The organism is Thermohalobaculum sediminis, assembly GCF_023487995.1.
GTDB classification, from domain to species: domain Bacteria; phylum Pseudomonadota; class Alphaproteobacteria; order Rhodobacterales; family Rhodobacteraceae; genus Thermohalobaculum; species Thermohalobaculum sediminis.
In genome coordinates, this window is sequence record NZ_JAMFKN010000002.1 from 260800 (window position 1) to 276568 (window position 15769).

Annotated in this window: 15 protein-coding genes and 1 pseudogene; 9 read left to right on the forward strand and 7 right to left on the reverse strand. The window is 69.4% G+C overall.

Annotated elements, in window-relative coordinates:
- The first annotated feature begins 133 nt into the window (after positions 1-133).
- Positions 134-3589 (forward strand): chromosome segregation protein SMC, encoded by a 3456-nt coding sequence (gene smc / locus M1105_RS05125; RefSeq protein ID WP_249579272.1) that lies wholly within the window; start codon positions 134-136, stop codon positions 3587-3589.
- A 54-nt stretch (positions 3590-3643) separates the two neighbouring features.
- Here the strand turns inward: smc and M1105_RS05130 are convergent, their stop codons facing one another.
- Positions 3644-3793 (reverse strand): hypothetical protein, encoded by a 150-nt coding sequence (locus M1105_RS05130; protein WP_249579273.1) that lies wholly within the window; start codon positions 3791-3793, stop codon positions 3644-3646.
- Positions 3794-4140: 347 nt separating this feature from the next.
- On the opposite strand from M1105_RS05130, the gene M1105_RS05135 reads away from it, so the two are divergent.
- From M1105_RS05135 to M1105_RS05155, 5 genes are all read left to right on the forward strand, one after another.
- Complete coding sequence (locus M1105_RS05135; RefSeq protein WP_249579274.1) at positions 4141-4494, forward strand: AtpZ/AtpI family protein; 354 nt, start codon at positions 4141-4143, stop codon at positions 4492-4494.
- 66 nt (positions 4495-4560) lie between these two features.
- Positions 4561-5283: a F0F1 ATP synthase subunit A gene (locus M1105_RS05140; RefSeq protein WP_249579671.1), complete on the forward strand. Its 723-nt coding sequence runs from the start codon at positions 4561-4563 to the stop codon at positions 5281-5283.
- Positions 5284-5336: 53 nt separating this feature from the next.
- Complete coding sequence (locus M1105_RS05145) at positions 5337-5576, forward strand: F0F1 ATP synthase subunit C (protein ID WP_200612960.1); 240 nt, start codon at positions 5337-5339, stop codon at positions 5574-5576.
- Positions 5577-5679: 103 nt separating this feature from the next.
- On the forward strand, positions 5680-6225 hold the full coding sequence (locus tag M1105_RS05150; protein WP_249579275.1) for a F0F1 ATP synthase subunit B': 546 nt from the start codon (positions 5680-5682) through the stop codon (positions 6223-6225).
- A 14-nt stretch (positions 6226-6239) separates the two neighbouring features.
- A complete protein-coding gene (locus tag M1105_RS05155; protein WP_249579276.1) occupies positions 6240-6728 on the forward strand; it encodes a F0F1 ATP synthase subunit B family protein in 489 nt (162 codons plus the stop codon).
- A 34-nt stretch (positions 6729-6762) separates the two neighbouring features.
- Here M1105_RS05155 and M1105_RS05160 read toward each other — a convergent pair whose 3' ends face one another.
- Genes M1105_RS05160 through M1105_RS05170 form a run of 3 tightly spaced genes read right to left on the reverse strand, consistent with a single transcriptional unit; the run spans position 6763 to position 9724 of the window.
- Positions 6763-7482, reverse strand: coding sequence for an ABC transporter ATP-binding protein (locus M1105_RS05160; protein ID WP_249579277.1), 720 nt, complete (start codon positions 7480-7482; stop codon positions 6763-6765).
- Entirely contained in the window at positions 7482-8720 is a 1239-nt protein-coding gene (locus M1105_RS05165; protein WP_249579278.1) for an ABC transporter permease, read from the reverse strand. Before M1105_RS05165 ends, M1105_RS05160 begins: the two co-directional genes overlap by 1 nt.
- The gene (locus tag M1105_RS05170) at positions 8717-9724 is read right to left on the reverse strand and encodes an efflux RND transporter periplasmic adaptor subunit (protein ID WP_249579279.1); all 1008 of its coding nucleotides are present in this window, start codon (positions 9722-9724) and stop codon (positions 8717-8719) included. The genes M1105_RS05165 and M1105_RS05170 overlap by 4 nt, the downstream gene beginning before the upstream one ends.
- A 305-nt stretch (positions 9725-10029) precedes the next feature.
- Between M1105_RS05170 and M1105_RS05175 the strand changes: the two are divergent.
- The 3 genes and pseudogenes from M1105_RS05175 to M1105_RS05185 all read left to right on the forward strand — a co-directional run bounded on the left by M1105_RS05175 (position 10030) and on the right by M1105_RS05185 (position 12989).
- A pseudogene (locus M1105_RS05175) lies at positions 10030-11055 on the forward strand (IS1595 family transposase).
- Positions 11056-11105: 50 nt separating this feature from the next.
- Positions 11106-11999: an AraC family transcriptional regulator gene (locus tag M1105_RS05180; RefSeq protein WP_249579280.1), complete on the forward strand. Its 894-nt coding sequence runs from the start codon at positions 11106-11108 to the stop codon at positions 11997-11999.
- A gap of 99 nt (positions 12000-12098) precedes the next feature.
- Positions 12099-12989, forward strand: a complete 891-nt coding sequence (locus M1105_RS05185; RefSeq protein ID WP_249579281.1) for a DMT family transporter — start codon at positions 12099-12101, stop codon at positions 12987-12989.
- A gap of 172 nt (positions 12990-13161) precedes the next feature.
- On the opposite strand, the gene M1105_RS05190 is transcribed toward M1105_RS05185, so the two are convergent.
- The 3 genes from M1105_RS05190 to M1105_RS05200 form a co-directional block, all read right to left on the reverse strand.
- Positions 13162-14733 (reverse strand): GMC family oxidoreductase, encoded by a 1572-nt coding sequence (locus tag M1105_RS05190; RefSeq protein ID WP_249579282.1) that lies wholly within the window; start codon positions 14731-14733, stop codon positions 13162-13164.
- 24 nt (positions 14734-14757) lie between these two features.
- The gene (locus tag M1105_RS05195) at positions 14758-15282 is read right to left on the reverse strand and encodes a Twin-arginine translocation pathway signal (protein ID WP_249579283.1); all 525 of its coding nucleotides are present in this window, start codon (positions 15280-15282) and stop codon (positions 14758-14760) included.
- A 61-nt stretch (positions 15283-15343) separates the two neighbouring features.
- A complete protein-coding gene (locus tag M1105_RS05200; RefSeq protein WP_249579284.1) occupies positions 15344-15739 on the reverse strand; it encodes a VOC family protein in 396 nt (131 codons plus the stop codon).
- Positions 15740-15769: the final 30 nt, after the last annotated feature.

A 15769-nucleotide genomic window follows, 5' to 3' on the forward strand; every position in this document is an offset into this window, starting at 1 on the left:
CAGCGATGCGGGTGGGCCGGCCCCACATCTTGTGCGCGCGCTGTGGATAACCCCCACATCGCGCGCGTCCGGATTGACAGGCCCGCCCGACTCGACCACCATTGCCGGACAACAAACGGCAGAGGCAGGCCGCGTGCAGTTCACCAGGCTCAGGCTCCAGGGCTTCAAGTCCTTCGTCGACCCGACGGAACTCGTCATCCGCGAGGGACTGACGGGGGTCGTGGGGCCGAACGGCTGCGGCAAGTCCAACCTGCTGGAAGCCCTGCGCTGGGTGATGGGCGAGAACCGCGCCAAGGCGATGCGCGGCGAGGGGATGGACGACGTCATCTTCGCCGGCACCTCGTCGCGGCCCGCCCGCAACGGGGCCTCGGTGGACCTTGTGATCGACAATGCCGACCGGCTCGCGCCCGCCGCCTTCAACCATGCCGACACGCTGGAGGTGAGCCGGCGCATCACCCGCGACATCGGCTCGGCCTACACGCTCAACGGCAAGAACGTCCGCGCGCGCGACGTGCAGATGCTGTTCGCCGACGCCTCGACCGGGGCGCACTCGCCGGCTTTGGTCCGGCAGGGGCAGATCTCGGAGCTCATCAACGCCAAGCCCAAGGCCCGCCGCCGCATCCTCGAGGAAGCCGCCGGCATCTCGGGCCTCTACCAGCGCCGCCACGAGGCGGAACTCAAGCTCAACGGCGCCGAGCAGAACCTCGGCCGTGTCGAGGACGTGCTCGACGGGCTCGAGACGCAGCTCCGCAGCCTCGAGCGGCAGGCCGCGCAGGCCCGGCGCTACCGCGAGATCGCCGAGGAACTGCGCCGCGCCGAGGCGGTGCTCAATTACCTGCGCTGGCAGCAGGCCGAGGCCGCGCGCGCGCGCGCCGAGGCCGAACTGGCCGAGGGCGTGCGCGCTGCCGCCCGCGCCGAGACCGAGGTGGCGGCTGCGCGCAAGGTGCGCGAGGCGGCCGAGGCGGCGCTTCCCCCCCTGCGCGAGGAGGAGGCGATCGCCGCCGCCGTGCACCAGCGCCTCGCGATCGAGCGGGACCGGCTGGCCGAGGAGGAGGCCCGCGCCCGCGGCGAGATCGAGCGCCTCGCGGCGCTGGCCCGCCAGATCGCCGCCGACCGCGAGCGCGAGGAGACCCTGGGCCGCGACGCCCATGCGACGATCGGGCGCCTCGCCTCTGAGGGAGCCGAACTGTCGGCCGCGCATCAGGGTCACGACGCCGCCCAGGCCGCCGCCGCCGAGGGCGCGCGCGCGGCGGGCGAGCGGCTCGCGCAGCAGGAGACCGCGCTCGACCGGCTGACCGAGGAAGCGGCCCGCCTCGCCGCCCGCGCCGCCGCGGCCGAGCGGCGTCTGACCGAGGCACGCGGCCACCAGGCCCGGCTCTCGGCCGAGATCGCGCGGGCCGAGGCCGCCGAGACCGCGCTCGCCGCCGAGATCGCGACCGCCGAGGGCGCGCTCGCCGCCGCCACCGCCGCGGAGGTGCAGGTCCGCGCCGCAGCCAACGAGGCCGAAGCCCGGCTCGAGGCCGCCGAGGCCGCGCGGGCCGCCGCGCAGGGGGCCGAGAGCGAGGCGCGCGGGCGGGCGTCGGAAACCGAAGGCGCGCTGTCGGCGCTCGCCGCCGAGGTGCAGGGGCTCGAGCGCCTGCTCGCCCGCGACCGGGGCGACGGCGCGCAGCTTCTCGACCGGGTGAGCGTGGCGCCGGGCTTCGAGGCGGCGCTGGGCGCGGCCCTTGGCGACGACCTGCGCGCCTCGGGCGTGCGCGACGCCGGCGCGACGGGCTGGCTCGCGCTCGATCCCTACCCAGCGCCCGGCGCGCTTCCCGCGGGCACGGCGCCCATCGCGACCCATGTCGAGGCGCCGGGCGAGCTCGCCCGCACGCTCCAGCATGTCGGTGTCGTCGGGCGCACGGACGGCGCCCGGCTGCAGCCCCTGCTCGCGCCCGGCCAGCGGCTGGTGAGCCGCGAGGGCGATTTGTGGCGCTGGGACGGCTATTGCCAGCGGGCCGAGGACGCACCCTCGGCCGCGGCGCTGAGGCTCCAGCAGAAGAACCGCCTCGTCGCGCTGCGCCGCGCGCAGGCCGAGGCGCAGGCGGCGCGCGACGCGGCGAAGGAAACGCATGGGCAGGCGCGCGCGGCCCTCGACGCCGCCACAAGCGCCGAGCAGGAGGCGCGGGCCCGGCGCCGCGCCGCCGACCAGTCGGTGGCGGACGCCGCGCGCGCTCTCTCGAAGACCGAGGCCGAGCTCGAGATGCGCCGCGGCCGGCTCGAGACCCAGCGCGGCAGCCTGGCCGCGCGGCGCGACGAGATGGCGGCCGCCGCCAAGGCGCTGGCCGAGGCCGAGGCGGCGGTGGCCGAGCTCGACGACGTGGCCGAGGCCCGCGCCGCGGTCGAGCGCCAGCGCGGCGAGGTCGATCTCGCCCGCACCGCCATGCTTTCCGCGCGCGGGCGGGCCGACGAAGTGCGCCGCGAGGGGCTGGCGCGGGAGAAGCGCCTTGGCGACATTGCGCGCGAGACCAAGGGCTGGCAGGACCGGCTCGCCAACGCCTCGACGCGGCTTGCAGACCTCGACCGCCGCGGCGCCGAGACCGCCGCCGCCCGCAAGGCCGCCGACGCGCTGCCCGACGAGATCGCGGCAAAGGCCGGCAAGCTCGCCGACGAGATCGAGCGGGCCGAGACGCGGCGGCGCGCGGCCTCCGACCACCTCGCCGAGGCCGAGACCGCGCTGCGCCAGGCCGAGGCGGCCGAGCGCGAGGCCGAGCGCGCGGCCTCCGACCGGCGCGAGGCGCGCGCGCGGCTTCAGGCGGTGCTGGAAGGGGCGGGCGAGAAGGTCGCCGAGACCGCCGCGCGCATCCGCGAGGATCTCGAGATCGAGCCCGACGCGCTCGCGGCCGAGCTCGCCGAGGTCGCGACCCTGCCCCCCGTGAGCGCCGCCGAAACGGATGTCGCGCGCCTGCGCCGCCAGCGCGATGCGCTGGGCGCCGTCAACCTGCGCGCCGAGGAGGACGCCCGCGAGGTCGCCGCCGAGCGCGACCAGCTTGCGCAGGAGAAGGCCGACCTCGACGCCGCCATCGCCAAGCTGCGCGGCGGCATCAGCGAGCTGAACCGGGAGGGGCGCGAGCGCATCGTCAAGGCCTTCGACAGCGTGAACGAGAAGTTCGCCCGCCTGTTCCGCCACCTGTTCGGCGGCGGCGAGGCGCGGCTGATCATGGTCGAGTCCGACGACCCGCTCGACGCCGGGCTCGAGATCCTGTGCCAGCCGCCGGGCAAGAAGCTCTCGACGCTGTCGCTGCTCTCGGGCGGCGAGCAGACGCTGACCGCGCTCAGCCTCATCTTCGCGGTGTTCCTGTCGAACCCCGCGCCGATCTGCGTGCTGGACGAGGTGGACGCGCCGCTCGACGATTCGAACGTGACGCGCTTCTGCGATCTGCTCGACGAGATGTGCCGCGTGACCACCACGCGCTTCCTGATCATCACGCACCACGCCATCACCATGAGCCGCATGGATCGGCTGTTCGGCGTCACGATGGTCGAGAAGGGGGTCAGCCAGCTGGTGTCGGTCGACCTCGCGCGGGCCGCGGAGATGGTCGACGCCTGACGGGAGGGCGCGCGCACCGGGCCAGCCAGCGTGACCGGCCCGGCTTTCGTCTGATCAGCTCTGCGGCGCGGGCTCGGCTGGCTTCTCGACCGGAGCCTCGGCCGTCGTCTGCGTCTGCTTGGAATAGCCGCTGCACTGGGCCCATGCCGCCCCGGAGATCCCGAGGGCGAGCGCCATGGAGGCGGGAAGGACGAGCTTCGTCATCGACTGCCTCCTTGCACGGAATTGGCACCCTGAATGGTAGCAGCAAGGCGGCCCGGCGCAACCGGCGCCGGTGCCCGGCCCCTGCCGCTCTGCGGAATTGCCGCGCATGGACGCGCCCCGATCGTGCCCGGGACCGGGGCGGGCAAGCGGCGCGGGCGATCTGCCGCAGGCGCGCCGGCCGGTGCGCCGCGCGGTCGCATGGTCGGAAATTACATATAAATCAAATGGTTGACTACAATTCGACGGGTGAACGCCCGGCTTGACTCAGGCCTGACCCCTCCGTAATGTCCGCCGCAACTTTCGCCGGGCCAGTCGGGCCGGCGCTGGTGCCGTGCAAGGAGCCACCGATGGCCGCGCCCGGGGATCGTGGGAAGCCTCTCGACGATCTGGGCAACCGGATCTCGGCCGCGCGCAATGCCCAGCGCCCCGTGACGAGCAAGGCCGAAGGTGAGGTCCGTGCCGCCTCAATCGCGTGGCGCATGGTGACGGAGTTGGTCGTCGGTGTGTTCATCGGCGCCGCGATCGGATGGGGGATCGACCGCCTGGCGGGCACGCTTCCCCTGTTCCTGATCGTGTTCGGGATTCTGGGCTTCGCGGCCGGGGTGAAGACGATGCTTCGCTCGGCCGCCGAGATCCAGCGGAAGCAGGAGGCGGCGTCCCGCAGGGATGCGCCCCCGAAGGACGAGAACCCACCCGCGTGACGCGGGGACGAGACGCGAGGGCAGGACGTGGCGGCAGCGAACGGCGAAGAGAGCTTCATCCACCCGATGGACCAGTTCGTGATCAAGCCGCTCTTCGGGGGCGGCGAGGTCCAGCTTCTGTCGATCACGAATTCGACGCTGTGGATGGCGATCTCGGTGCTCGCGATCACGGCCCTCACGGTCTGGGGAACCTCGGGCCGCGCGCTGGTGCCGACCCGCGTCCAGTCGGTTGCGGAACTCCTTTACGGCTTCGTGCGGCAAATGGTCGAGGAGGTCGCGGGCGAAGGCTCGATGAAGTACTTCCCCTACATCTTCACGCTGTTCGCCTTCATCTTGTTCTCGAACATGCTGGGCATGATCCCCGGCTCGTTCACGCCGACCGCCCATATCGCCGTGACGGCGACGCTGGCGCTCGCCGTCTTCATTACCGTCACGGTCATCGGCTTCCTGCGGCACGGCACGCATTTCCTGACCTTCTTCTGGCCGAAGGAGGCGCCCGGCTGGCTTCGCCCGGTCCTGTGCGTCATCGAGCTGATCTCCTACTTCGTCCGCCCGGTCAGCCACTCGATCCGTCTTGGCGCCAACATGCTGGCCGGCCACGCGGTGCTGAAGGTCTTTGCCGGCCTCTTCGCGATGGTGATCGCGGGCGGCCTCGGGCCGATGGCGGTGGTGCCGCTCGCGGCGATGGTGGGCCTCACCGCCTTCGAGTTCCTGGTCGCCTTCATCCAGGCCTATGTCTTCGCGATCCTCACCTGCGTCTACCTGCACGACGCGCTGCACATGCACTGAGGATACGCCCCGCCACTTTCGACGAAATTCAGCCAAACCAAGGAGTAAGGATCATGGAAGCTGAAGCTGCGGCCCTGCTGGGCAAGTACATCGGTGCCGGTCTTGCCTGTCTCGCCATGGCGGGCGCCGGCATCGGCGTGGGCCACGTGGCCGGCAACTTCCTGGCGGGCGCGCTGCGCAACCCGGCCGCCGCGAAGGAGCAGACCGCGACGCTCTTCATCGGCATGGCCTTCGCCGAAGCCCTCGGCATCTTCGGCCTCGTGGTCGCGATGCTGCTGCTGTTCGCCGTCTGATCCACGTCGGATCGGCTGACGAGAGTGCGGCGCGGCCCCGGCAGACCGGGGCCGCTCGAACAAGGCCCGGGGACAACCGGGCTCCGAATTCGCGGAGAACGTGATGGCGACCGAGACCGCAGCCGACGCTGCAGGCCATGCTGCCGAGGCGGCGCATGGCTCCGGGGGGCTCCCCCAGCTCGATTTCGCGACCTGGCCGAGCCAGATCTTCTGGCTCGCGGTCGCAATGGTCGTGCTCTACTACCTGATGTCGCGGATCGCGCTGCCCCGCATCTCCGAGACGCTGGAGGAGCGCGCGGACGCCATAGCCGACGACCTCGACAAGGCCGACGAGTTCCGCCGCCGTGCCGCCGAGGCCGAGAAGGCCTATGAGCAGGCGCTGGCGGATGCCCGCGCAAAGGCCCAGGCGATCGCCGCCGAGGCACGCGCGGAGATCCAGGCGCAGGTCGACGAGGCACTCGCAAGGGCGGACGCCGAGATTTCGGCCCGCACCGCCGAGTCGGAGAAGCGCATCCGCGAGATCCGCGACGAGGCTGCCGCGGCTGTCGTCGCTGTCGCCACCGACACCGCCGGCGCGCTGATCGACGCGATCCTGCCCGAGGCGCAGAACGCCAAGGCGGTCGCTGCGGCGGTCAAGGCCAGGGCCTGAGGGGAGGCGCCAGCATGTGGTATGCGAACAGCACGTTGGTCGTCGCGATCAGCTTCCTGATCTTCGTCGGCATCCTCTATTACGTCGGTGTGCACCGCAAGCTCGCGGGCGCCCTCGACGCGCGGTCCGAGCGCATTCGCTCCGAGCTCGATCAGGCGCGGCGCCTTCGCGAGGAAGCACAGAAGGTGTTCGCCGACTTCGAGCGCAAGCGCCTCGAAGTCGAGGGTCAGGCCGCCGAGATCGTCGAGCACGCCAAGCTCGAGGCCGAGCGGGCGGCCGAACGTGCCAAGGCCGAGATCAAGGAGGCCGTCGAGCGCCGCCTGCGCGGGGCGGACGAGCAGATCGCGATGGCCGAGGCGAGCGCGATCAAGGAAGTGCGCAATCGTGCCGTCCAGGTCGCCGTCGCCGCCGCGGCCGACGTGATGAAGCAGCGCCTTCCGGCCGAGAAGGCCGACGCGCTGGTCGCGGACTCGATCAGGACGGTTGGCGCCCGGCTGAACTGAGACCCAATGCGCGGATCCTTGCAGGCCCGGTCCGTCAGGTCCGGGCCTCTTTGCCCTCGGATCGCGTGCTGCGGCGTTCGTCACTGACGATCCTGCCATCGACGAGATGGACACGCCGGTCCATGCGCTCGGCCATGTCGATGTCGTGCGTGACTGCCACGACGCTCTTGCCCGCCTGTCCAGCGATTCCCGCGAGGATCTCGAAGACCTGCTCGGATGCCGCGCTGTCGAGTGAGCCGGTCGGCTCGTCGGCCAGGATCAGGGGCGGGTCGTTCGCCAGCGCCCGCGCGACGGCCACGCGCTGGCGCTGCCCGCCGGAAAGCTGGTCGGGCCGCTTGTGCATGTGATCGCCCAGCCCGAGGCGCGTGAGGATCGAGGCCGCGCGCGCCTCGATGTCGCCCGGCGCGAGCCGCCCCAGCCGCCGCATCGGGATCGCGACGTTTCCGAGCACGCTGAATTCGGGCAGCAGGAAGTGGAACTGGAAGACGAACCCGATCCGCTCGAGCCTGAGCGCGGCCCGCTGGTCGGTCGACATTGCATGGGTCGGCGCCCCGTCGATCAGGACCTCGCCCTCGGTCGGGCTGTCGAGCAGGCCGAGCAGGTAGAGCAGCGACGACTTCCCCGACCCCGACGGCCCGGTGATGGCCACGAGCTCGCCCGGCCCGATGGCCAGATCGACGCCCTCGACCAGCGTCACCGGCACGGTGAGCGGCAGCACGCGGGTCACACCCCTGGCCTCGACCAGCGGGGCCATCAGGTTGCCCCTCGGATGATGTCGACCGGGTTGCCCTGCGCGGCCTTGCGCGCCGGCAGGTATCCCGCGAGCGCCGCCGTCACCAGCGCGAGCGAAGCCGCGATGGCGTAGTGGATCCAGTTCCAGGTGACCGGCAGATGCGTGACCTCGGTCGCCTCGCGAAACTCGAACTCGATGGTTCCCATATAGGCTGTGAGCGCCGCGCCGAGGAGCGCGCCCAGCGCGCCACCAAGCCCTCCCATCACGGCCCCTTCGGCCATGAAGACGATGCGCACGTCGCGCTCGCGGAAGCCGATCGACTTCAGGATCGCGATGTCCCGCGCCTTCTCGTGCGTGATGATCGACACGATGTTGAAGATGCCGAAGCCCGCGACGACGAGGATCGCGGCCACGACCGTGTACATGATGATGTTGCGGACCGCAAAGGCCTCGAGGATGCTCTCGTTGGCCTCCTGCCAGCTCACGGCCTTGAGGCCCAGAAGCTCCTCGGCGCGCGCGGCGACCGCCGGGGCGGCGTCGGGATCGCCGAGGCGGATGCGGATGTCGTTCACGGCATTCTGCCGACCGGCAAGGACCTGCGCGCTCTTGAGCCGGACATAGACGAGCGTCTCGTCCGTGGCGACGACCCCGGTGTGGAACAGGCCCACGATCTTGAAGTTGCGCGCCACCCCGGTCGATGCCGAGAGGCGGATGCTGTCGCCCATCCCTGCGCCCAGCCGCTCGGCAAGGCTGTCGCCGATCACCGCGGCGAAGCCACCGCCCACGAGGTCGGACAGGCCGCCAGCGATGATGTCCTCGGCGACCTTCGACACCTGCAACTCGTCGGCCGGCTCGATCCCCAGGATCGACACGCCCCGGTCGGTGCCCCCATAGCGAGCGACGCCCGACACCCTGAGACCGGCCGAGATCGCACCGGGGACCCAGCTCCGCAGGCCGGTCATCGCCTCGACGGGGTTCAGGATCCCGCGGGGGTCGTCGCGGGGCTTGAGGCCGTGGATCTCGACCGCGCCGTAGATCCGCTCGGCCGGCTGGGTGCGTGGCGTGCGGGTCTCGTCGGTGATCTGGACATGCGGCATCGCGTCGATGAGCGTGGTGACGAACTCGTCCTGGCTCCCCTGCATCAGCGCCGCCATCCCGATCGCGAAGCCCACGCCGAGCGTCACCCCCGCGACCGAGACGACCGTCTGCCGGGCGCGACCGCGGATATGGGTGAGCGCGATCTCGAGCAGAAGTCTCATGGCGCCGCCGGGCCGATGTCCCTGACCCGGTCGCCCGGCGCAAGGTCCGGCGGGACGGGCGACACCACCAGGAGCCCCTCGGTGGCGCCGGCGGTGATCTGCACGGCGCCGGCGCCCCGGATGCCCGTCTCGACCTCGACGCGCCGTGCCCGACCGTCCTCGATGGTGAAGACGGCGCCGCCGGTGACCGCGGGCGCGGGCGCAAGCACCGCCGCCGGCACGACGCGGATGACGACGTTCACGTCCACCGACATGCCGATGAACAACGGCGTGTCGTCGGGGAGCGCGAGGTAAACCCTGTAGGTCTTGAGCTCGGGATCGCCCTTCGGGGTGATCGAGCCGACGGTGGCAGGCAGGTTCCGGCTGGGAAAGGCGTCGGCCAGGATATGCGCCGACTGGCCCTCGCGGATCCGCGGGATGTCTTCCTCGTTCACTTCGGCCACGACCTGGAGGGGGCGCGACTGCCCGACCCAGGCGAGCGTCTGCCCCAGCTCGACGACCTCGCCCACCTCGCCGTCGAGCCGCAGCACCTGCCCCGCCATCGGCGAGCGAATCTCCATCTCGGAGAGCTGCGTACGGGTCGCGCCAAGTGCTGCGCGATATTCGGCGACGGTCGAGATCCGCTCCTCCAGCGTCTCGCGGGTGGCGACGCGGCGCTCGAACAGGCCCTCGGCGCGGGTCAGTTCCTTCTCGGCAAAGTCGAGGCGGGCCTCGAGCTCGGCGATGCGCGCCTTGAGCTCGCTCGCGTCGAGGCGCACGAGGACCTCGCCCTCGAGCACCACGCGCCCCTCGCAGCGGCAGGTCTGGACGATGCGCCCGCGCCGGAGCGGCGCCACCTCGGCCCAGCGCACCGGTTCGACCACGCCGGTGGCATAGACGATCTCGGCGGCATCGCCGCGGGTGAGTTCGGCCGTCGTCACGCCTTGCGGGCGCAGGGCCCAGAACCAGAGTGCGGCCGACGCCAGCAGGGCAAGCGCGGCAAGGCGCAGCAGGTTGCGGAACATGACCCCTCGTCGCTTCCCGTGGCGTGGTTCGCGCCAGTCTGCCATCCTGCGGCGGGGATGGCCAACCGTCCTCGGCGTCGCGTCGTCATCTCCCGGTGCGCCGGCTCCCGGGCATCGCAGCCCAGCGCGCCCGCGCCCATGATTCAGGTCAAAAAAAACCCTACTATCCTCGAGAAAAAGCAGGCTCGTCGTGAACACTCAGGTTGCTTGCCTCTCGACCGCCTCGAAGACGCCATGACGTAATCGCTTCCGGTTCGGAGCAACGAGCCAATCTTCTGGGTTATGACCCGAAGCGAGGCTAAGTCATGATAACCGAACTGAATTCCGTCCGCGACGTCTGGAAGAAGATGCCCACCGTGCGTCACGCGGGGCTCTTTCTCGAGAACGCCATCTGGGGCGATAACCGGTTCTGTCCGCACTGCGGCAGCCTGAGCTCACGCCCGCTGCGCGGGGCGTCCGTCCGCCCCGGTCTGTATCAGTGCAGTGAGAAGGAATGCCGCGGCCAGTTCACCGTCACGACCAGGACGCCACTCCATGCGACAAAGCTCGACCTGCGGATCTGGATTGCGGCGATGTTCCTCGTGCTGACATCCTCCAAGGGTATCTCGTGGGTCGTGATGTCGCGCATCCTTGGCGTGAACCAGAAGACAGAATGGAAGCTCGCCCACGCCATCCGCGAGATGATGGACGATCGGCAGGGTGTCGCAGGACGGTTGTCGGGGGTCGTCGAGGTCGACGAAGCCTTCGTCGGCGGCAAGCCGACGTTCCGCCATGGAGTCAAGAACAAGCGTGGGCGAGGGACTGGCAAGCCGAGCGCCCTCGTTGCTGCTGGGCGGAACGGTCAGGCTCGGGCGGTCCTTATACCGAACACGCAAGGGCGCACGATGAAGCCCATCATGGAGGACCGGATTGACCCGGCCTAAGTGATCATCACTGACAAGAACTCCAGCTACACGAAGATCGGAAAGTCCTTTGCAAACCATCTTACTGTGCAGCACAACAAGCGCCAGTATGCTAACAGGAAGACCGGCGCGCACCTTAACCCCGTCGAGGCCGTGGACGCGGTTGTCCTGCGTGCTCTGATAGGTGTGTATCATCGACTGGGGAGGAAGCACCTCCAGCGATATCTTGACGAGATCATCTGGCGATGGAACCACCGTGTCCCGGATGCAAAGGTGCGCAATCGGAAGTCTTCATCCGGCCTCCCGTCGACCGAGACCACAACGGTCTGGAAGCCGAACCCTGTCGCGGATCAGATGCGCGGCCTGCTCTGCGAGGCCCACGGTCGCCAGCTAAGACGCACACCATCATGGGGTCTTCGGTGGCCATGACCAGGCCCCGGCAAAGGTCTGACGGGAGCCCCTCCCGGAAACTGCCATGTTTGACCGGCAAAAGCCCCGACGATAAACGTCTGGCGGTCAACCGGAGGGGACGTCCTGTCTTGCCAGAAGTGGAACTGCACAGCCGGAGAGACGAGGTAACCCTGCGGTCGCGCCCCGACCTCTATGGCATCGAAACCCTTTCGGCGCGCTACCTGAAGCAAACCTTCAAGCCCCACGCCCATGACGAATACCTCTTCGGCGTGATCGACGGCGGCGTCCATACCGTCTGGTGCCGCGGCGAGATGCACCAAGTGCCGCGCGGCTCGGTGGTCACGATGCGCCCCGGCGACATCCATCACGGCGGCGCAGGGAGCGAGACCGGATGGCGGCAGCGGATGCTCTACATTCCGGAAGCCGGGATGCGAGAGCTGGTGGAAGACAGCTTCGGCCGCGCGCCGACCGGAACGCTGGATTTTGGCGCAGCCTTTCATGCCCGGCCCGATCTGGCGCAGAGGTTTTCCGCCCTGCACGAGGCGCTGCACGCATCGGTTCAGCGGTTGTCCCGGGACGTGGCGCTCGAAACGCTGCTCGGCGCGCTCCTGCGGGAACTGGCGCCCCAGCTTTCCGCTCCCGAAAGGCGGGGCAACGGGCGGATAGCGGATGCGGTCGACTATCTGGACAGCCACGTCGAAGAGGATGTCTCGCTCGACGAGTTGTGCCGGATCACCGGTCTGCGGCGCAGGCAGACGATCGAGGCCTTCCGGCGCGCCACCGGTCTACCGCCCCACGCCTGGCACCTGCAGAGGAAAATCCTTATGGTGAAACGCCTGCTCCGCACGGGCCTATCTCCGGCAGAAGCGGCTGCGCAGGTGGGCTTTGCAGACCAGAGCCACATGGGCCGCCACTTCCGGGCCATCGTCGGCATCACCCCAGCCGCCTTCGCCAGGGGCTGACACCGCGTTTTCGTTCTATATTGCGACGCGCCCGCTGGCCTATCCCGCCGTGATTTCACACGGGACACGGGGACCAAGGTGACGGTATCGGAAAGTTTCATGGCACGGCGGACCACGCTCTGGGCGGATCTGGCGGTGCTCGGCGTGGCGCTGGTCTGGGGGGCGAGCTACCCTGTCGCCAAGGGCGCGCTGGCGCATATGCCGGTGCTCCTGCTGATCTTCTACCGCTTTGCATTGACCACGCTGGTGATGACTGCAGTGGCCTACCGCGACCTGCGCGCAGCGCCCCGGCGGAACCTATCGGCGGGCGTACTGCTCGGAGCCATTCTCTGCGCCATCTTCCTCGCCGAGACATGGGGCGTGTCGATGACCACGGCGACCAATACCGCGCTCATCATCTCGCTCTGCACGATCTTCACGCCCTTCCTCGAGTTCGGACTACAGCGAAGGCTGCCCCCTGCCGGGGTTATGGCGGGAGCGGTCGTGGCGGTGATCGGCGTCATGGTGCTGTCGGGCGGCATGGGAGCGATCGTTGCGGGAGACCTGCTGGTTCTCTGCGCGGCCGGGCTGCGGGCGGTCATGGTGGTGTCGACCAAGCGCCTGATGGAGGGCAGCCGCCTCTCCTCTGCCGCGCTGACGGCGGTGCAGGCCGCCACCGTTGCGGGGCTAACCATGGCGCTGCTTCTGGGCCAATCGGGGCCAACGGGGCTCCTGGTCAGGGCCGATGTCGCCGCCTGGGGCGCGGTGGCCTTCCTGTCGCTCTTCTGCACGGTGGGGGCCTTCTACATGCAGAACGCGGCGGTCCGCCGCACCAGCCCCACGCGCGTCGGCTTCCTGATGGGGACCGAGCCCCTGTTCGGCTTTGCCCTGGCCTGGATGCTCCTGTCCGAACGCGCCACCCCGACGGCGCTGCTCGGCGCGGGACTGATCGTGGCCGGCACATTTCTTGGCCTTTGGATAGAGAGGCGATGCCGATCTTCAACAGGTTGACCACAGGGTCTGTTCCGATGCTTGCTGCATTCCGCGAATGCTGTCGCACACAAGTCCGGCTCGTCTCCCGCTTTCTCTCGTGGATAATAGGGAAAAAAAGACCGGGTGCCGCTGGCACCCGGCCCGAGTTTCGCGCGCGGCCCGCCCTTGGAGCCGCCACGACAGGGAAACTTCAGAGCGCGCCCTTGCCCATCTCGCGCGCGATGTGGTCGGCCTGGCGGATGGCCAGCGCGACGATCGTGAGCGTCGGGTTCTCGGCCGCGCCGGTCGTGAACTGCGAGCCGTCCGAGACGAACAGATTCGCGATGTCGTGGGCCTGGCCCCATTTGTTCACGACGCCGTCGCGCGGATTTTCCGACATCCGGTTGGTGCCGAGATTGTGCGTCGAGGGATAGGGCGGCGTCGGGAAGGTCCGCGTCGCGCCGACCGCCTCATAGATCGCCACGCCCTGCCTGTAGGCATGGTTGCGCATCGCCACGTCGTTCGGATGGTCGTCGAAATGAACGTCGACCACGGGCAGGCCGTACTGGTCCTTGACCTCGTGATTGAGGGTGACGCGGTTCGTCTCCTGAGGCATGTCCTCACCGACGATCCACATACCGGCCATGTTCTCGTAGCCGTCGAGCGCCGAGGTGAACTCGCGCCCCCAGGCACCGGGATCAAGGAAGGCGGCCATGAAGGGCAGGCCGAGAGAGAGCGTCTCGAGCTCGTAGCCGCCGACGAAGCCGCGCGACGGGTCGTGCCGCGCCTCGTCCTGGACAATCCCCGCCATGGTCGTGCCGCGCCACATCCGCACCGGCTTGTCGAACACCGCGTAGACCGAGCCTGTGGTGTGGCGCATGTAGTTCCGCCCGACCTGGCCCGAAGAGTTGGCAAGCCCGTCGGGGAACATCGACGAGGCCGAGTTGAGCAGCAGGCGCGGGCTCTCGAACGAGTTGCCAGCGACGCAGACGATCCGCGCCTTCTGCATCTGAAGGGTGCCGTCCTTGTCGAAATACTCGACTCCCGTCACCTTGCCCGACGCATCGTGCAGGATGCGTGCGACATGGGCGCGCTCGCGGACCTCGAGATTGCCCGTCGCCTCGCCGCGCGGGATGTCGGTGTAGGCGGCGGACCACTTGGCCCCCCACTTGCAGCCCTGGAAGCAGAAGCCCGTCTGCTGGCAGGCCATGCGATCGTCGTAGTCGGCCGAGTTGATCGCCATCCGGCCGGTATGGACTTCCTTGTAGCCGAGCGCCCTCGCGCCCGCCTCGAAGACCTTGTAATTGTTGCTGCCGGGCAGTCCGGCCCGGCCGCCCGTCCGGGTAACGCCGAGCTTGGTCTCGGCCTTTTCGTACCAGGGCGCCATCTCGGCCGCGTCGATCGGCCAGTCGAGCAGGTTCGCCCCCGCCACGTCGCCATAGGTCGTCTTCGCCTTCCACTCATGCTCCTGGAAGCGGATCGAGGCCCCCGCCCAATGAACGGTGGTGCCGCCGACTGCCTTCACGATCCAGGCGGGAAGGCCCGAGAAGTCCTTCGCGACGCGCCAGTCGCCCGACGTGGTGCGCGGGTCGAGCCAGGCGAGCTGCCCGAAGCTCTCCCACTCGTCATTGATGTAGTCCTCGGGCAGGTAGCGCCCGCCCGCCTCGAGCGCGACGACCGAGACGCCCTTCTGCGCGAGCTCGTTCGCAAGCACGCCACCGCCGGCGCCGGTGCCGATGATGACAACGACGCTGTCGTCGTTCAGGTCGAATGGTGCAGCCATGATGTGTTCCTCCCGACCCGTCGCTCAGAGCCAGCTGATGTCGTCGAAGCCGCGGTTGATGTACCCGCCTTCGCTGTAGGACTCGCCCTCGTAGCCGAAGATCGGCCAGACCTCCTTGTTGTTGTAGAGGCCGGTGACGAGGCCGCCGCGGATCGTCTGGAAGAAGGGACCTCCCTCCATCGACCGGAGGATGTCGACGCGGTCGCGCTCCCATGGCGTGGCGAGATAGCTCGCATGGCCCATTCCCTGCGCCGCCGCGTCGAGCGCGGCGACACCCGCCTCGATCGCGGGGGCCGCTTCCGACGTGTCGTAGCCCTTCACGGCGATCGCGTAGTACTGGTCCGGAACGCGATCATGCGGATAAATGTCGCGCGCCATCTGGATCAGCGTCGCCATGGTGGCGGGGGCGAGCGCCTTGGTCTCCATCGCCCAGGCCTCGCGGGAATGTAGCACGAAGCCCGACCCGACGACGAAGGCCGCGCCGGCCGCGACGCCGGATTTCAGCAGCTCGCGCCGGGTCAGGCCCCTTGGGGACTGATGCTGTGACATGGGTTTCCCTCCCTTGGGATGATGACGTTGGGGGGCGGGTCTGGCGCCGCCCCTCCGGTTCTCAGCGATAGCGGCCATGCCGTTGCAGGACCTCGATCTGGTAGCCGTCGGGGTCGGCCACGAAGAAGAAGCGCGCCATCAGCGCGCCGTCGCGATTGAACTCGACGATCTTGCGCGGATTCAGGCCTGCGGCGGTAAAGCGCGCATGCTCGGCATCGAGGTCGTCGACGGCGAAGGCGATGTGGCCGTAGCCGCTGCCGAGGTCGTAGGGCTCGGTCCGGCCCTTGTTGATCGTCAGCTCCAGCTCGAAATCGGCCTCGGAATTGCGCAGATAGACCAGCGTGAAGCTGTCGAAATCAAAACGGTCGGCGACACTCAGCCCGAAGGCGGTCTCGTAAAACGACACCGAGCGCGCCTCATCGAGCACGCGGATCATGGAATGAATGGCCTTGGCCACCGGCATCTCCCTTTCTGCCCGTCCTGCGTC